The 14,284-nt window shown below is 64.4% G+C and carries 15 protein-coding genes, 1 other RNA gene and 1 pseudogene; 7 read left to right on the top strand and 10 right to left on the bottom strand.

The genetic code is table 11. The annotated features are described in order from the left end of the window. Positions 1-78: 78 nt before the first annotated feature. The 7 genes from RUH75_RS02740 to RUH75_RS02710 form a co-directional block, all read right to left on the bottom strand. Complete coding sequence (locus tag RUH75_RS02740) at positions 79-402, bottom strand: YbaB/EbfC family nucleoid-associated protein (RefSeq protein WP_313801945.1); 324 nt, start codon at positions 400-402, stop codon at positions 79-81. Beyond that, positions 399-2,006 (bottom strand): DNA polymerase III subunit gamma/tau, encoded by a 1,608-nt coding sequence (locus tag RUH75_RS02735; RefSeq protein ID WP_313801943.1) that lies wholly within the window; start codon positions 2,004-2,006, stop codon positions 399-401. Before RUH75_RS02735 ends, RUH75_RS02740 begins: the two co-directional genes overlap by 4 nt. Positions 2,007-2,058: 52 nt before the next feature. Continuing rightward, an RNA gene (gene ffs / locus RUH75_RS02730) (signal recognition particle sRNA small type) lies at positions 2,059-2,156 on the bottom strand. Between the two features lie 111 nt (positions 2,157-2,267). Then, positions 2,268-3,197: an SGM family class A beta-lactamase gene (blaSGM, locus tag RUH75_RS02725; RefSeq protein WP_409592308.1), complete on the bottom strand. Its 930-nt coding sequence runs from the start codon at positions 3,195-3,197 to the stop codon at positions 2,268-2,270. A gap of 2 nt (positions 3,198-3,199) precedes the next feature. Beyond that, positions 3,200-3,535: a 2Fe-2S iron-sulfur cluster-binding protein gene (locus tag RUH75_RS02720; protein WP_313801941.1), complete on the bottom strand. Its 336-nt coding sequence runs from the start codon at positions 3,533-3,535 to the stop codon at positions 3,200-3,202. Positions 3,536-3,610: 75 nt separating this feature from the next. Further along, positions 3,611-4,699, bottom strand: coding sequence for a cysteine desulfurase family protein (locus RUH75_RS02715; RefSeq protein WP_313801939.1), 1,089 nt, complete (start codon positions 4,697-4,699; stop codon positions 3,611-3,613). Next, positions 4,696-5,760 (bottom strand): cysteine desulfurase family protein, encoded by a 1,065-nt coding sequence (locus RUH75_RS02710; RefSeq protein WP_409592311.1) that lies wholly within the window; start codon positions 5,758-5,760, stop codon positions 4,696-4,698. Before RUH75_RS02710 ends, RUH75_RS02715 begins: the two co-directional genes overlap by 4 nt. 177 nt (positions 5,761-5,937) lie before the next feature. Here RUH75_RS02710 and RUH75_RS02705 point away from each other — a divergent pair, with 177 nt between their 5' ends. After that, positions 5,938-6,594: an alpha/beta hydrolase gene (locus RUH75_RS02705; protein ID WP_021319762.1), complete on the top strand. Its 657-nt coding sequence runs from the start codon at positions 5,938-5,940 to the stop codon at positions 6,592-6,594. A gap of 139 nt (positions 6,595-6,733) precedes the next feature. After that, a complete protein-coding gene (locus tag RUH75_RS02700) occupies positions 6,734-7,819 on the top strand; it encodes an HPP family protein (protein WP_313801932.1) in 1,086 nt (361 codons plus the stop codon). On the opposite strand, the gene RUH75_RS02695 is transcribed toward RUH75_RS02700, so the two are convergent. Continuing rightward, the gene (locus RUH75_RS02695) at positions 7,816-8,010 is read right to left on the bottom strand and encodes a hypothetical protein (RefSeq protein WP_313801930.1); all 195 of its coding nucleotides are present in this window, start codon (positions 8,008-8,010) and stop codon (positions 7,816-7,818) included. The genes RUH75_RS02700 and RUH75_RS02695 overlap by 4 nt on opposite strands. Before the next feature lie 102 nt (positions 8,011-8,112). Between RUH75_RS02695 and rpiB the strand changes: the two genes are divergently transcribed. The 4 genes and pseudogenes from rpiB to RUH75_RS02675 all read left to right on the top strand — a co-directional run. Next, positions 8,113-8,550 carry a ribose 5-phosphate isomerase B gene (gene rpiB, locus RUH75_RS02690; RefSeq protein WP_313801929.1) on the top strand — a complete coding sequence of 146 codons (438 nt, stop codon included), beginning with the start codon at positions 8,113-8,115 and terminating at the stop codon, positions 8,548-8,550. An 11-nt stretch (positions 8,551-8,561) separates the two neighbouring features. Continuing rightward, on the top strand, positions 8,562-9,887 hold the full coding sequence (gene glyA / locus RUH75_RS02685) for a serine hydroxymethyltransferase (protein WP_313801928.1): 1,326 nt from the start codon (positions 8,562-8,564) through the stop codon (positions 9,885-9,887). A 6-nt stretch (positions 9,888-9,893) separates the two neighbouring features. Further along, on the top strand, positions 9,894-10,355 hold the full coding sequence (nrdR, locus tag RUH75_RS02680) for a transcriptional regulator NrdR (protein WP_313801927.1): 462 nt from the start codon (positions 9,894-9,896) through the stop codon (positions 10,353-10,355). Between the two features lie 13 nt (positions 10,356-10,368). Beyond that, positions 10,369-11,082, top strand: a pseudogene (locus RUH75_RS02675) (RNA methyltransferase); the annotation flags it as partial. On the opposite strand, the gene RUH75_RS02670 reads toward RUH75_RS02675, so the two are convergent. Next, positions 11,079-11,375: a chorismate mutase gene (locus tag RUH75_RS02670; protein WP_313801926.1), complete on the bottom strand. Its 297-nt coding sequence runs from the start codon at positions 11,373-11,375 to the stop codon at positions 11,079-11,081. The pseudogene RUH75_RS02675 and the gene RUH75_RS02670 sit on opposite strands and share 4 nt — an antisense overlap. A gap of 176 nt (positions 11,376-11,551) precedes the next feature. On the opposite strand from RUH75_RS02670, the gene rpsD reads away from it, so the two are divergent. Further along, positions 11,552-12,166, top strand: a complete 615-nt coding sequence (gene rpsD, locus RUH75_RS02665) for a 30S ribosomal protein S4 (protein WP_046762747.1) — start codon at positions 11,552-11,554, stop codon at positions 12,164-12,166. Between the two features lie 65 nt (positions 12,167-12,231). Here the strand turns inward: rpsD and RUH75_RS02660 are convergent, their stop codons facing one another. After that, a complete protein-coding gene (locus RUH75_RS02660) occupies positions 12,232-14,220 on the bottom strand; it encodes a S9 family peptidase (protein ID WP_313801923.1) in 1,989 nt (662 codons plus the stop codon). Between the last annotated feature and the right edge of the window lie 64 nt (positions 14,221-14,284).

The following is a 14,284-nucleotide window of genomic DNA, read 5'->3' as shown; positions in this document are numbered from 1 at the left end:
GGGATAGTCACCGCATCGTTCAATCATGCCTTTTAGCGCCGGAATGATGAATAGGGGCTGATCCTGCCATAATTTCGGTCAGAAAGGCAGCTTGAAGCCCGGGGGCAGAGGCAACCCTGCGGTCATCTTGCCCATTTCGGCACTGGAAACTTCATCGGCCTTCTTGCGCGCGTCGTTGAACGCGGCCGTGATCAGGTCCTCCAGCATCTGCTTTTCCGTGGGAGCGAGCAGGCTGTCGTCAATGGCGACGCCCAATATGCGCCCCTTGGCCGAGGCGCGGACCTTGACCAGACCGCCGCCGGCCGAGCCTTCCACTTCCAGCTTGTCGAGATTGTCCTGCGCGCGTTGCAGTTCCTCCTGCACGCGGCTCGCCATGCCTAGAATTTCATTCAGATCTTTCATCGCTCTGCGCTCCATTGTTCAAGCTCATCGCCAAGCTCGGCATCGGGGAAGGCGGCCATCGCCGCCTTGACCACCGGGGTTTCCATGATTTCCGCGCGGGCATCCGCCGCCTCGGCCATTTCCCGCTCCTGCAAGGTCGGCACGGCAGGGCCGTTGCTTTGCGTGACGCGCCATGCGACGCCGGTGACTTCGCGCAGCGCCGGGGTGATGCGGCCGACGAAGCCGGGCAACAGCGAAGATGCGCCGGTAAAGTCCATTTCGGGCGGGGCATAGCGGATCACGCCGATGCAGTCGTGCATTTCCTGCGCGAGTTGCCCTTTGCCCTTTTGCCAGAAGGCTTCGATCAGGTCTTCGAAGCTGGCGGGGAGTTTGGCGGCAGGGGCGCTGGAGGGTGCCGCAGCCTGCGTCTGGCCGGGGGCCATGGCGGGCGCGCCTTCGCGGAGCAGGCGCGCGATCTCGCCCGGATCAGGCATGGTCGCGGCGTGCATCACGCGCAACAGGGCCATTTCGCAGCTTTCGATGGGGAGCGCGGCGCTGGCGACCTCATCATGGCCCTTGAGGATAAGCTGCCAGAGGCGGTGGAGCGGCGCGAAGCCAAGCTGCGACGCCCATTCGGCCAATGCTTCGCGTTCCTCTGCGGACTGGCCGGGATTGGCGATGTCCCGCCCCGCCTTCACCAGCGTCACGGCGTGGACCAGTTCAAGCAGGCCGCGCATCAGCGACAGCGGCTCGACGCCCAGCGCATATTGGTCGCGCACCGCACCGAGCAGCGCGCCGCTGTCCCCCTCGAGCAAAAGCCCGAGCAGGCGACGGGTCGAACCGCGGTCGGACAGGCCGAGCATGTCGCGGACCTGTGACGCCGTGACGAGCGGGGCGCCTTCGCCCATTTCCGCATGAGCTATGGCCTGATCGAGGATCGAGAGGCCATCGCGGGCGGAGCCTTCGGCGGCCTGCGCGATCAGGGCCAGCGCGTCGGGTTCGGCGGCGACCGATTCGGCCTCCACCACATGGGCGAAGTGGGCGGCGAGCAGTTCCGCCGGGATGCGGCGCAGGTCGAAACGCTGGCAACGGGACAGCACCGTCACCGGCACCTTGTTCACTTCCGTCGTCGCGAACAGGAATTTCACATGCGCCGGGGGTTCCTCCAGCGTCTTCAGGAGCGCGTTGAACGCGTTCTTGGACAGCATGTGGACTTCGTCGATGATGTAGATCTTGTAACGGGCCGAGACGGCGGCATAGCGCACCGCCTCTATGATCTCGCGCACATCGTCGACGCCGGTATGGCTGGCGGCGTCCATCTCCACCACATCAATGTGCCGCCCCTCGGCAATCGCCATGCACGGTTCGCAGACGCCGCAGGGGTCGATGGTCGGGCCGCCCTGCCCGTCCGGGCCGATGCAGTTCAGCGCCTTGGCGATCAGGCGGGCGGTAGATGTCTTGCCGACGCCGCGAACGCCGGTCATCAGGAAAGCGTGAGCCAGCCGCCCCCGACGGATCGCGTTGCCCAGCGTCTGGACCATGGCGTCCTGCCCGATCAGTTCGCGGAAATTACGCGGGCGGTATTTGCGCGCAAGCACGCGATAGGGCTGAGGGGAATCGGACATCGGGTCAGTCTAGCGGCTAGTTGCGAGGCTGTCGAAGCCGGAAAAGCTGGATGGAGGTGGGAGCCGGAACGACCCGCAGCGAAATCACTGTGGCTGCTTCCGTCAGGACCTGACCAGGTTCGCGACGACTACGTCCGCCCGACTCCCGGCGCGGCATATGGCGAATGCGGGGCGGGATGGCAAGCGTGCTGTTATTTCCGACATTGCGGACGATGGCTGGCGTGCGCCAGCCTGCCCCGCCCGCGGGACGGGAGCATATTGCTATTCAAGGCCGGTCTTTTGCGCCTTCCCCACGAAATCCAGAGCGGCGCGAGCGGTTTCGGCGATGGCGGCTTCGGCGGCCTTGGAATCCACCGTGGGCCGATCGAGATAGATGGCGAGGATATATTCCTCGCCCGATGGCGCCTTCACCAACGCCACGTCATTATAGGCGGTGCCGCAGCTTCCGGTCTTGCTGCCGGAGGTCCAGCCCTTGGGAAGACCCGCCCTGATGCGGTTGTCGCCGGTGGTGCTGGCGTTGAGCCAGCCCCGCAGCTTTTCGGCACTGGTCGGCGCGAGATCGGTGAAGATCAGGCGGCCCATCAGGCCGGCCATGGCGGCCGGGCTGGTGGTGTCGCGTTCGTCGCCCTCGACATTCTCATTGAGCGCGGGTTCGGCGCGGTCGAGGCGCGTCACCGTGTCGCCATGGGCGCGGATGAACTTCGTCAGGCCTTCGGGGCCGCCGATCATCGGGAGCAACAGATTGGCGGCGCTGTTGTCGCTGACCTCGACAGCGGCGGCGGCCAGTTCCTCCATCGACATGCGGCCGCGCTTCGCGTTCTTCCTGACGACCGGGGCGTAGTCCAGAATATCGGCCCGGGTGAAGCTGATCTGGCCTTCGAGGCCGAATTTTCCGCCTTCCGCACCCGTCAGCACGGCGGCGGCGAGCGGAGCCTTGAACGTCGAGCACATGGCGAAGCGCTCGTCGCGATTGAAACCGAGGATCAGCGCACCCTTGCCGTCGACCAGCGCGACGCCCAGCCGACCACCAGTGCTTTCCTCGATTTCCTTGGGATTGCGGACCGACTTCATGGCCGATTCGCTCACCATATAGCGGGGCGCGGGCGGGAGGAGCGACTGGCGTGGCGCGGTGTCCTGCGCCGCGGCCGGGGCAGCGAGCAGCAGGGCGGCGAGAATCAGGCGTCCGGGCAAGCTTACATTCCCTGCATGTTGCAGAATTCGCCGGGAATGCGGACGGTCAGGCTCTCAAGCTCTTCGTCCAGCACGATCTGGCAGGACAGGCGGCTGGTGCGGGTCGCGGCGGCGGCGAGGTCGAGCATGTCTTCCTCATCCTCGCTCGCCTTCTTGAGCCTTGAAAAGTCCTCGGCATCGACGATGACATGGCAGGTGGAGCAGGCCATCTGGCCTTCGCACGTGCCTTCGAGCGGCTGGCCCGCGGCCTGGGCGACGTCCAGGAGGACCGATCCCGCCGGTGCTTCAACCTCCTGCCGATGCTCTCCATCCGCGCTGATGAAGACGATCTTGGTCATGGTGCGACGTTCCCCGATCTTTTGCTGTCGCATCGTTGGGGCAAAAAACCGGTTCCCACTTTTTTGCACGATGCTTCATAGCGCCCATTTTTGGGCTGCCTTGTTCAATATCCTCGCGGCATCCTCCAATTCGGCCAGCGTCGTGTACCGGCCAAAGCCGATCCGCACCGATCCGCGCGCCTCCACGTCTGACAGGCCGAGTGCGCGCAGCACATGGCTAGGCCGCCCGGACCCGCTTGCGCAAGCACTACCGAGCGAAAAAGCGACATCGCGGCATTCCGACAACAGCCGCGCGCCGTCGATTCCCGCCCGGCGAAGGTTCAGATTACCATGATAGCGCCGGATTTCGCTGCCATTGAGTGTCCATTGGGAAAAGAGCGCGCGGGCGGCCTGCCAGAGTGATTCGACGTGGGCGCGATCGGTTTCGGTACGTTTCCGCATCAGCCGGGCGGCGGCGCCGAATCCGGCGCAAAGGGCTGGTGAAAGGGTGCCGGAACGCAGGCCGCCCTCCTGACCGCCGCCGTGGATGATCGGGGCGAGGGTCACCCCGTCGCGGAGCCAGAGGGCGCCAATGCCCTTGGGACCGTGGATTTTGTGCGCGCTGATCGCGACTATGTCGCATTCGGGCGGGATGAGGACGCGGCCATAGCCCTGCACGGCGTCGCAGAGGAACAAGGCGCCTGCCCTATGAGCAAGGCTGGCCAGTTCCGCGATCGGCTGGATCACGCCGATTTCATTGTTGACCAGCATGGCGGCGACCAACGCCACGCCGGGGCGGATGGCTTTGGCGGCCTGGGTCAGGTCCACGAGGCCGTCCGGGGCCACCGGAAGGATCGTGATGGCGCGCCCTGCCCTGCCCTGTGCTTCGACCGTGTCGAGGACGGCGGCATGTTCCGTGGCGATGGTGACGATGCCGCCATCGGGCGCGCCCTGGATTGCCATGTTGAGGGCTTCGGTCGCGCCGGAGGTGAAGAGCAGGCGGCCGCCTTCGGGAAGGAGCTTCAGGATTTCCGCGCGGGCGACTTCAACCTGCGCTGTGGCGGCACGACCCAGGCGATGAGGGCTATGGGGGTTGGCGAACTGGTCGCGCAGCAGCGGGACCATCGCGTCGAAGGCTTCCGGCGCGAGCGGCGTCGTCGCCTGATAGTCGAGATAGATGGTCATCGGGCGCGGGCCGCCATTTTGGTCCAGGCCGCGATGAAGCGGTCTATGTCAGGCTCGCTGGTCGCGGGGCCGAAGCTGACGCGGATGACTTCGCCCGCCTGCGTTTCGTCCCAGCCCATGGCGTGGAGGACATGGCTGGTCTTGAGCGACCCGGAAGAGCAGGCGCTGCCCGCCGAGACGGAAATGCCGGCGAGGTCGAACTGGATAAGCTGGGCGCGGGCCGAAAGGCCGGGCATGCGGTAGCTGGCAATGGATGGGATGCGGGGAGCATCGCGGGCGACGATCTCGCCGCCGGATGCTTCGACGGCGGCGTCAAGTTTCGCGCGAAGAATGGCGGCTTTGGGGAGCCAGTCGGCACGCGCTTCGAGCGCTGCTGCCATGGCGATGATGGCGGGGAGGTTTTCGGTGCCCGCCCGATAACCCTGTTCCTGGCCGCCGCCGGGGTGGATCAGGGTCAGGTCCTTGATGAGCAGCGCGCCGATCCCCGGGGGACCGCCGAATTTATGGGCGCTGACGGCGATCATATCGGCGTTCGGGAGGGGGAGCTTTCCGGCGCCCTGGGCGCAATCGGCGAAGAGGATGATGCCGTCACGGTCGATCTGGTCGAGGGGCTGGATGACGCCGGTTTCATTGTTGACGTGCTGGACGGCGAGCAACAGCCCAGCTTGGTCATCCCCGCAAAGGCGGGGAGCCATCCCCGACGCTGCGACGGGGGTGGGGTTGGGAGATGGGTTCCCGCCTTCGCGGGAATGACGGCTGTTGAGGAGGCCGTTGTGGTCCACCGGCAGCCGTTCGGCCTGCGGGGTCACGCGCAACACCGAATCATGCTCAACCGGAGAGGTCAGGATGCGCGCTGCCTTGGCGCGGGTCAGTGCGATCGCGATGGCCTCGCTGGCGCCGGAGGTGAAGATGATCTGGCCGTCCCAGCCCAGCGCCGCGCCGATCCGGCGGCGGGCATCCTCCAGAGCGGCGCGGGCGGCGCGGCCGTCGCCATGGGGGCTGGAGGGGTTGGACCAGCTTTCCAGCGCCTCGACCATCGCGGCTTTCGCCTCAGGCAGCATCGGCGTGGTGGCGGCGTGATCCAGATAGAGGCGGTCGGAAGCGAGGCCCAAGAAACACTCATTGATTGCGGAAATGGTGGCGGCTTCTATATAGGCGGTCTGCCGCGCAGCGCCAGCATATGCTGCTGCGCCGTCTCCCTTCGCGGCATCACGCCGCCCAGAACCATAACAGGTGCCATGCCCGACGTAATCTTTCCCGGTCCCGAAGGTCGCCTTGAAGGCCGCTTCAGCCCCCCGCCCCGCCCTCGCGCGCCCGTCGCGATGATCCTGCATCCCCACCCCCAGGGCGGCGGCACGATGAACGACCGGATCACCCAGGCGCTCTACAAGACCTTCGTGAAGCGCGGCTTTGCGGTGCTGCGGTTCAACTTCCGTGGCGTGGGACGTAGTCAGGGCACGTTCGACAACGGCATTGGCGAACTGTCCGATGCCGCCGCCGCGCTCGACTGGGTGCAGAGCTTCCATCCCGAGGCGCAGACGACCTGGATCGCGGGCTTCTCCTTCGGCGCGTGGATCGGCATGCAACTGCTGATGCGGCGGCCGGAAATCCGGGGCTTCATCTCGGTCGCGCCGCCAGCGAACATGTATGACTTCTCCTTCCTCGCGCCCTGCCCCTCTTCGGGCATCATCGTGCAGGGAACGGCCGACGAGGTCGTGACCGCCAGCGCCGTGCAGAAGCTGGTCGACAAGCTGCGGACGCAGAAGGGCATCACCATCCATCATGACGAGATTCGTGGCGCGAACCACTTTTTCGAACATGAACTGGATCAGTTGATGAAGTCGGTGGACAATTATCTGGATATGCGGCTTTCGCCGGATTCACCCATCAGGTGAATTTTGCGCGAGAGTTGAGAGTGGAAGGGGCTGCTTGGACGGCCCCTTTTCTTTTTGGCGGAATAAAAGCTGGCGTTGGATGGGTGCATGGAAATTTGCGCTTGGCCTGAGCGGCAGCGGGCTTTAGCGGCGGCGCGCGATGAGTGAGCAGAAGAACGACGTCCGCCTGATATGGAGCCGCTATTATAGCGCCTTCATTCCCGCGCCCGCCGGCCCCGGCTTTCTGGACCGGCTGAAGGCAGCGAGCGGCGCGATCGGCGGGATCGCCATTACCGGCCTGCTGTGCGGGCTGATGCTGGGGAACGGGATTGCCCATCCCCTGCTGGTGGCGCCCATGGGCGCTTCCGCCGTGTTGCTTTTCGCGGTCCCGGCCAGCCCGCTGGCTCAGCCCTGGTCGGTCTTTGGCGGCAATGTGGTGTCGGCTTTGGCCGGGATCACCGTGGCGAAGCTGATCCCTGATCCGACCATAGCCGCCGCACTCGCCGTAGGTTGCGCTATCGGTGCCATGTCATTGATGCGCTGTCTGCATCCGCCGGGCGGGGCTGTGGCATTGTCGACAGTGCTGGGGGCCACTCATGGCCCGCCGGACTATATGTTCGCCTTTGTACCGGTGGCCGTGAATACCGCGCTGCTCGTGACCGTTGCGATCATCTTCCATCGGCTGGCGGGGCACAGCTATCCCCATGTCGCGCCCAAGGCTGCCAGTACGCATGGCACCAGTGATCCCGCGCCAATCCTGCGCACGCCGTCCGAGCAGGATGTCGAGGAAGCGCTGCACGCCTATGGCGATACGCTGGACGTCGATGCCGCCGACCTTCAGATGGTGTTGCACGATGCGGAAATGCGCGCGGCTGAACGGACGCATGGCAGGCTGACCTGCGGCGAAATCATGTCGCGTGACGTGATATCCATAAGGGAAAACGAGCCAGTGGCTGAGGCGCAGCGATTGCTTCATGCCCGGCGGTTGCTGTCCTTGCCGGTACTGGATCATGCAGGACATGTATGTGGCATAATCGGACCGCTGGATCTGGCGCGGGAGGGCGAGCGCGTACGCGACATCGCATCGCAACCCTATATCGTGCACGTGGACACGCCAGTCGCGGCGCTCTTGCGCCCCTTGACCGGCGGGGCCCGGCGAGAGGCCATCGTCGTGGATGAGGATCGCAGATTGCACGGCCTCATCACCCAGACCGATTTGCTGGCGGCGGTGGCGCCACGCGCCTAGTGGCGATTTTCCAGCACCGGCAGGTCAGGACCCGGAATGGCGGTGATGGCGACATTGGCGAACATGACCAGCCCCGCGACGATCATCAGCGTGCCGCGTTTGCGGTCGCCCTTCTTCACGATGGCGTAGAGGCCGCCGCCGGTCAGAGCCATGCCCGCGAGCATCAGGATGGATAAAATCGTGCCTGCCATGAAGCAGGCCATAGGCGGGCGGGTGGACTGTGGCAATATCACGCCTCTGCCCCTATGAGGCGCGGAAACGAATCAACTTTTTGGTGATTGGACAAGTTTCAGGTGAAAATCGCTATCGCTTCCGATCATGCCGCCGTTGATCTGAAGGCGGAACTCGCAGACTGGCTGCGCGCCGAGGGCCATGAGGTCGATGATCTGGGTCCGGCGACAATCGACCGGGTGGACTATCCCGATTTTGGCTACAAGCTCGGCATTGCCGTGGCTTCGGGCGCAGCAGAGCGTGGCATTGCGCTCTGCGGATCGGGCATCGGCATTTCGATTGCCGTCAACCGCAACCCCGCCTGCCGCTGCGCTCTGGTATCCGAACCACTGTCCGCCGCACTTTCGCGTGAGCATAATGACGCCAACGTCCTTGCCCTGGGCGCGCGCCTGATCGGCGTGGACATGGCCAAGGCCTGCGTCGCCGCTTTTCTTTCCACTGACTTCGGCGGTGGCCGCCATGCTGGCCGCGTCGAGAAACTGTCCAAGCCCGCGCTGTAAGGAGACTTTGCATGAGCACAGCCACCCTCTCCCCCCTGTCCGACATCCGTTCGGAAGGCTATTTCACGCGCGGCCTGGCCGATGCCGATCCGGCGGTCTTTGGCGGCATCGCCAAGGAGCTGAAGCGCGAACAGAACCAGATCGAACTGATCGCTTCGGAAAACATCGTGTCGAAGGCGGTGCTGGAGGCGCAGGGGTCGGTCTTCACCAACAAATATGCCGAGGGCTATCCGGGCAAGCGCTACTATCAGGGCTGCGCGCCATCGGATGAGGTCGAGCAGCTTGCCATCGACCGCGCCAAGGCGCTGTTCAACTGCGGCTTCGTCAATGTGCAGCCCCATTCAGGCGCGCAGGCGAACGGCGCGGTGATGCTGGCGCTGACCAAGCCGGGCGACACCATCATGGGCCTGTCGCTCGACGCCGGCGGCCATCTGACGCATGGCGCCAAGCCCGCGCTGTCGGGCAAATGGTACAATGCCGTGCAGTACGGCGTGCGCGAGGATACGCATCTCATCGACTATGACGTGGTCGAGGCAATGGCGGTCGAGAACAAGCCTTCGCTGATCATCGCGGGCGGTTCGGCCTATCCGCGCCATATCGATTTCGCGCGTTTCCGTAACATTGCCGACAAGGTCGGCGCGCTGTTCATGGTGGACATGGCGCATTTCGCCGGTCTGGTCGCGGGCGGCGAGCATCCGACCCCCTTCGGCCATGCCCATGTCGTGACCACCACCACCCACAAGACCCTGCGCGGTCCGCGCGGCGGCATGATCCTGACCAATGACGAAGCCATTTCGAAGAAGATCAATTCGGCGGTGTTCCCCGGCCTTCAGGGCGGGCCGCTGATGCATGTCATCGCGGCGAAGGCCGTGGCTTTCGGTGAGGCGCTGCGTCCCGAGTTCAAGACCTATGCCAAGGCCATCGTCACCAACGCCAAGGCGCTGGCGGGCAAGCTGGAGCAGCGCGGGCTTGCCGTGGTTTCGGGCGGCACCGACACGCACCTCGCCCTGATCGACCTGCGCCCCTATGGCATTTCGGGCAAGGACGCGGACGAGGCGCTGGAGCGCAGCTTCATCACCTGCAACAAGAATGGCGTGCCGGGCGACCCGCTGCCGCCGACCAAGACCAGCGGCATTCGTGTTGGTTCCCCTGCGGGAACGACGCGGGGGTTCGGCGTGGCGGAGTTCGAAGCGATCGGCGACATGATCGCGGACGTTCTGGAAGGCCTGCGCGACAGCCAGCGTTCTGGGGGCGAGCATGGCGATGCCGCCGTGGAAGCCAGTGTGCGGGAGCGCGTCTCGGCTCTCTGCGCCCGTTTCCCGATCTACGAAGGGTAAGATCGCTTGCGCTGCCCCTTTTGTGCCCATGACGACAGTCAGGTAAAGGACAGCCGCCCGACGGAGGATGGCGCCGCCATCCGCCGGCGGCGTCAGTGCGAAGCCTGCGGCGCGCGCTTCACCACCTTCGAACGGATTCAGCTCCGCGACATCTGGGTGGTGAAGAGCGAGGGGCGCAAGGAAGCCTTCGATCGCGACAAGCTGGCGCGGTCGATCGGCATTGCCTGCCGCAAACGCCCGATCGATCCAAGCCGTCTGGAAAAGCTGATTTCCGGCATCCAGCGGCAGTTGGAAACATCCGGCGACGGCGAAGTCCCGGCGCGGGCCATTGGCGAGATGGTGATGGACGGGCTGAAGCGCCTCGACAGCGTCTCCTATATCCGCTTCGCCAGCGTCTACAAGGACTTCACCGACGCGCGCGATTTCGAGGATTTCGCCTCGACCGTGAAAGAGGTCGGGAGTGACTGAGGCTGGAGCCACCTCCCTGCCCCCCGTCATTGTCCTGGTCCGGCCGCAGCTGGGCGAAAATATCGGCAAGGCGGCGCGGGCCATGTTGAATTTCGGGCTGGTCGAGATGCGGCTTGTGTCGCCGCGCGATGGCTGGCCAAACCCGGACGCAGGCCCGTCAGCGGCTGGCGCGGATGTGGTGCTGGACAAGGCGGAGGTGTTTGAGACGCTGGCCGATGCCGTCGCGGACTGCGCGCATGTCTATGCGACCACCGTGCGCAAGCGGGGCGTGACCAAGCCGGTGGTGACGCCGGAAGAGGCTGCCCGGGAAATCCATGATGCCACCAGGCGCTCCGCCTATGTGTTTGGTCCTGAGCGGTCGGGACTGGAAACCGAGGATGTCGCGCTGGCGCGGAAGATCCTGACCGTGCCGATCAATCCGGAGTTCGGGTCGCTCAATCTGGCGCAGGCAGTGATCCTGTGCGCCTATGAATGGTCCAAACAGGCTTCTCTGGAGCAGCCGACCGTGGTGGATTTGGGCGAACCGGCTCCGCAGGCGGAGCTGGAGGGGATGATCGCGCAGTTCGAGACTCTGCTCGAAGGCGCGGGCTATTTCTTTCCGCCGGACCGCGCGCCCGCGACCAAGCGGACCTTGCGCAACCTGCTGACCAAGCCGGGCTGGAACCATCTGGAGGTTCGGACCCTGCGCGGTGTTTTGTCCGCGCTGGGGAATCCGCGGGCGCGTTAAGCCCTGAGGCGGTCGAACTCCACCATTTCATAGGCGATCGAGGCTTCGACCAATTGCTCCCACAGACCGGCGATCACGTCGGCGGGCGCGCCGAGGCGTTGCGCTTCGGCACGGACGTTTTCGACGACCTCCGCCTTGCGGGGTTCATCGCGGACATGGCCCCGATCCGGCTTGATCCGGGCGGCGGCGCGCATATGGGCGAAACGCTGGTCGAGCAGCGCGACAAGCTGACGGTCGAGTTCGTCCACGCCTGCGCGGACTTCGGCCATGGTCGTGTAGCTTTCGGGGTTCATGAGGGCTCAACTAAGCCCCGAAACCGGGCCTGTCGAGGGTTGACATAGCGTCATCCCTTCGTCATAGGCGCCGCTTCGCGATTGGCCCCGCATCCCGGTGAAGCGGTGGCCCTGCCCCTTTATGGCAAGCAGGCGATGACCGGGAATGACGTTGTTAGCGATTGTAAGGAATTATCATGTCGAAGCGTTCCAGCGCCAAGTACAAACTCGACCGCCGCATGGGCGAGAATATCTGGGGCCGCCCCAAGAGCCCGGTCAACAAGCGTGAATATGGCCCCGGCCAGCACGGCCAGCGCCGCAAGGGCAAGATGTCGGACTATGGCATCCAGCTGCGCGCCAAGCAGAAGCTGAAGGGCTATTACGGCGACATCACCGAAAAGCAGTTCAAGAAGAGCTACATCGAAGCCGCCCGCATGAAGGGTGATACCGGCCAGAACCTGATCGGCCTGCTGGAGCGCCGCCTGGACGCCGTCGTCTATCGCGCCAAGTTCGCGCCGACCATCTTCTCGGCCCGTCAGATCGTTTCGCACGGCCATATCTATGTGAACGGCGTGAAGTGCAACATCGCCAGCCGTCTGGTGAAGCCGGGCGACGAGATCACCTTGGGCAAGAAGGCGCAGGAAATGGCGCTGGTTCTGGAAGCGCAGAGCCTGCCCGAGCGCGACATCCCTGACTATGTGTCGCCCGATGGCGCCGCCAAGGTCACCTATGTCCGCGTTCCCTCGCTGGACGAAGTGCCCTATCCGGTGAAGATGGAGCCCAATCTGGTCGTCGAATTCTATTCGCGCTGATTTCAGCGGCGAATATTCGAAACAAGGAAAAGGGCGGTCCGGTTGGGCCGCCCTTTTCCTTTGCCCTATTGGGTTGGCGGCAGCTTCAACGCCGAACGCAGGAAATGATCGGCGCGGTCGAGCATCTGCGCCCGCGCATCGCTGTCGTTCAGTTGATGGTCGAGGTTCCTGTACTCCACCAATTCGACCGACTTGCCCTTGCCTTTCAGGCGCGAAGCCATGGAACGGGACTCCGCGATCGAAACATTCCGGTCGATATCGCCATGGAAGAGCAGCACCGGCGCAACGAAGGCATCGGCATGGCGCGCGGGCGATCCGCTCTGGGCGATGGCGCTATCGCCGAACATCGCCGCCAGTGACGCCGGGCTGAGATCGCTCTTCCATTCCTGCTGAAGATCGCCAATGTCGGTGACCGGCGCGATGGCGACGATCGCCTTGTAGAGCTGCGGATCGACCACGGCGGACTGGAGCGCGGCATAGCCGCCATAGGACCAGCCTAGGATCGCCAGTTTCGACCGGTCGGCTATGCCCTGGCTGACCAGCCATCTGCCCGCATCATTGATATCGCCGATCGACTTTTGCCAGGATTTAAAGCCGCTGCCGCCCAGCCAATCCGTGCCGAAGCCGGTCGATCCGCGGAAATTGGGCTGGAACACCGCATAGCCCTGATGCGCGAAAAATTGGGCGAGCCAGTCGAAGCCCCATTCATCGCGCCACCAGGGACCGCCATGGGGCATGACGATGGCGGGCAGGCCTTTGCCATTGCTGCCGGGCGGCAGGGTCAGATAGCCGGGGATCATCTGACCGTCCGACGCCGGGAAACCGACCGGCTTGACCGGCGAGAGCTTATATTTGTCCAGGCCGGGTTTGATCGCCATGATCTCGCCCAGTTGTTTGGTCGCCTTGTCGAACAGATAATAGCGGCCAGCATCGATATCGCTGCCGGCATAAAGCACCAGCTTCTGTTCGTCCGCGCTGGCATCGACGAAGCTGACCAGCGGAGCATTGGGCAAAGCCTTGCCGAGCGCCGCCGCCAATTTCTTCAGTTCCGGATCGAAAAAGGTCGAATAGCGACGGTCCGTGGCCCAGCTGACGCCGACGACGCGATGCTGACGGCCGATCTGGATCAGGTCGGTCACATCGACATCAGCGCGATCGTAGACCAGTTCCTTCCTCATGCTGCCGTCCAGGCTGATGCGGTAGACGCCAGCGCGGCCATTTGGGGTGTCGTCGATGCCGTAGACGACGTCCAGATCGGAATCGACGGCCTCTGCCTGAAAACCCTTCGCCTCGATGCCCGACACGGACTGGCTCGAAAGCGGCAGCCAGTCGCGGCTGCCCTTCTTGCGGTAGAAATATTCGTAGCGATGGCCACCATAGCCCATGCTGGTGGTTGGGCGCGTGACCATGATCCGCACCGTGCCATGGCCATCCGCGATATAGGAAAACGCGTCCCCGCGCGGCACTTCGACCATGGAGCGGGACAGGTTGCGCGTGTTCACACGGTCGACGCCCAGACCCTGCCGCCGCTGCGCGGTCATGCGTCCGGTCGTCTGTTCCGGAACATAATAGCGGTCCATGAGGACAGTGCCGTCCTCCCGCTCCCCCATCCAGTCTAGAATCCGGCCGCCGCCCAGCGCTATCCCCAGCTGCGTGTCGCCTTGCCGGGCGCTCACCATCCTGATGTTCGACCCGTCGGCATTGACGCCCAGCATGCGCGTTTCGCCGGTCCTCTGTCCGAACACGGTGCTGATCCGGTAGACGTTGCAGAGGATGCGATCATTGGTGGGCCAGCCGCAGGACGTCAGATTGTCGGGATTGGCGTCAGACGCCAGAACCTGCCTGCGCTCCTCCGCGCTGCCGATCCTGAGCACCGACACGACCGATCCGCGACCCGCGGTCGGCTCGATCATCGCCAGCGACGTGCCGTCGGGCGAGATGCTGACACTGGAAACGGCCGGTCGCGCGCCAAAGGCTTTGGCGGCGTCGCTTTGCGCCTGTGCCGGCATGGCGAGCGCAATCAATGGCAAAAAATTCAGAAACTTCAATTGCATGAAAAGACCCCCCTTGCGGGGTTTGCAATATATACAGCAGTAAAACTGTCAACGGCTGACGCTT

The sequence above is a fragment of the Sphingobium sp. genome (genome assembly GCF_032153725.1).
GTDB lineage: Bacteria > Pseudomonadota > Alphaproteobacteria > Sphingomonadales > Sphingomonadaceae > Sphingobium.
The sequence above is the reverse complement of the archived record's forward strand: the minus strand, read 5'-3'. Positions and strand labels throughout refer to the sequence as shown.

Bases quoted from the DNA above. Each gene is read 5' to 3' on its own strand.
- RUH75_RS02700 (WP_313801932.1), top strand. From the start codon at position 6,734: ATGAGTGAGCAGAAGAACGACGTCCGCCTGATATGGAGCCGCTATTAT.
- RUH75_RS02715 (WP_313801939.1), bottom strand. From the start codon at position 4,699: ATGACCATCTATCTCGACTATCAGGCGACGACGCCGCTCGCGCCGGAA.
- RUH75_RS02695 (WP_313801930.1), bottom strand. From the start codon at position 8,010: ATGGCAGGCACGATTTTATCCATCCTGATGCTCGCGGGCATGGCTCTG.
- RUH75_RS02735 (WP_313801943.1), bottom strand. From the start codon at position 2,006: ATGTCCGATTCCCCTCAGCCCTATCGCGTGCTTGCGCGCAAATACCGC.
- rpsD (WP_046762747.1), top strand. From the start codon at position 11,552: ATGTCGAAGCGTTCCAGCGCCAAGTACAAACTCGACCGCCGCATGGGC.
- RUH75_RS02670 (WP_313801926.1), bottom strand. From the start codon at position 11,375: ATGAACCCCGAAAGCTACACGACCATGGCCGAAGTCCGCGCAGGCGTG.
- RUH75_RS02710 (WP_409592311.1), bottom strand. From the start codon at position 5,760: ATGCTGCCTGAGGCGAAAGCCGCGATGGTCGAGGCGCTGGAAAGCTGG.
- RUH75_RS02660 (WP_313801923.1), bottom strand. From the start codon at position 14,220: ATGCAATTGAAGTTTCTGAATTTTTTGCCATTGATTGCGCTCGCCATG.
- glyA (WP_313801928.1), top strand. From the start codon at position 8,562: ATGAGCACAGCCACCCTCTCCCCCCTGTCCGACATCCGTTCGGAAGGC.
- RUH75_RS02720 (WP_313801941.1), bottom strand. From the start codon at position 3,535: ATGACCAAGATCGTCTTCATCAGCGCGGATGGAGAGCATCGGCAGGAG.
- RUH75_RS02740 (WP_313801945.1), bottom strand. From the start codon at position 402: ATGAAAGATCTGAATGAAATTCTAGGCATGGCGAGCCGCGTGCAGGAG.
- RUH75_RS02705 (WP_021319762.1), top strand. From the start codon at position 5,938: ATGCCCGACGTAATCTTTCCCGGTCCCGAAGGTCGCCTTGAAGGCCGC.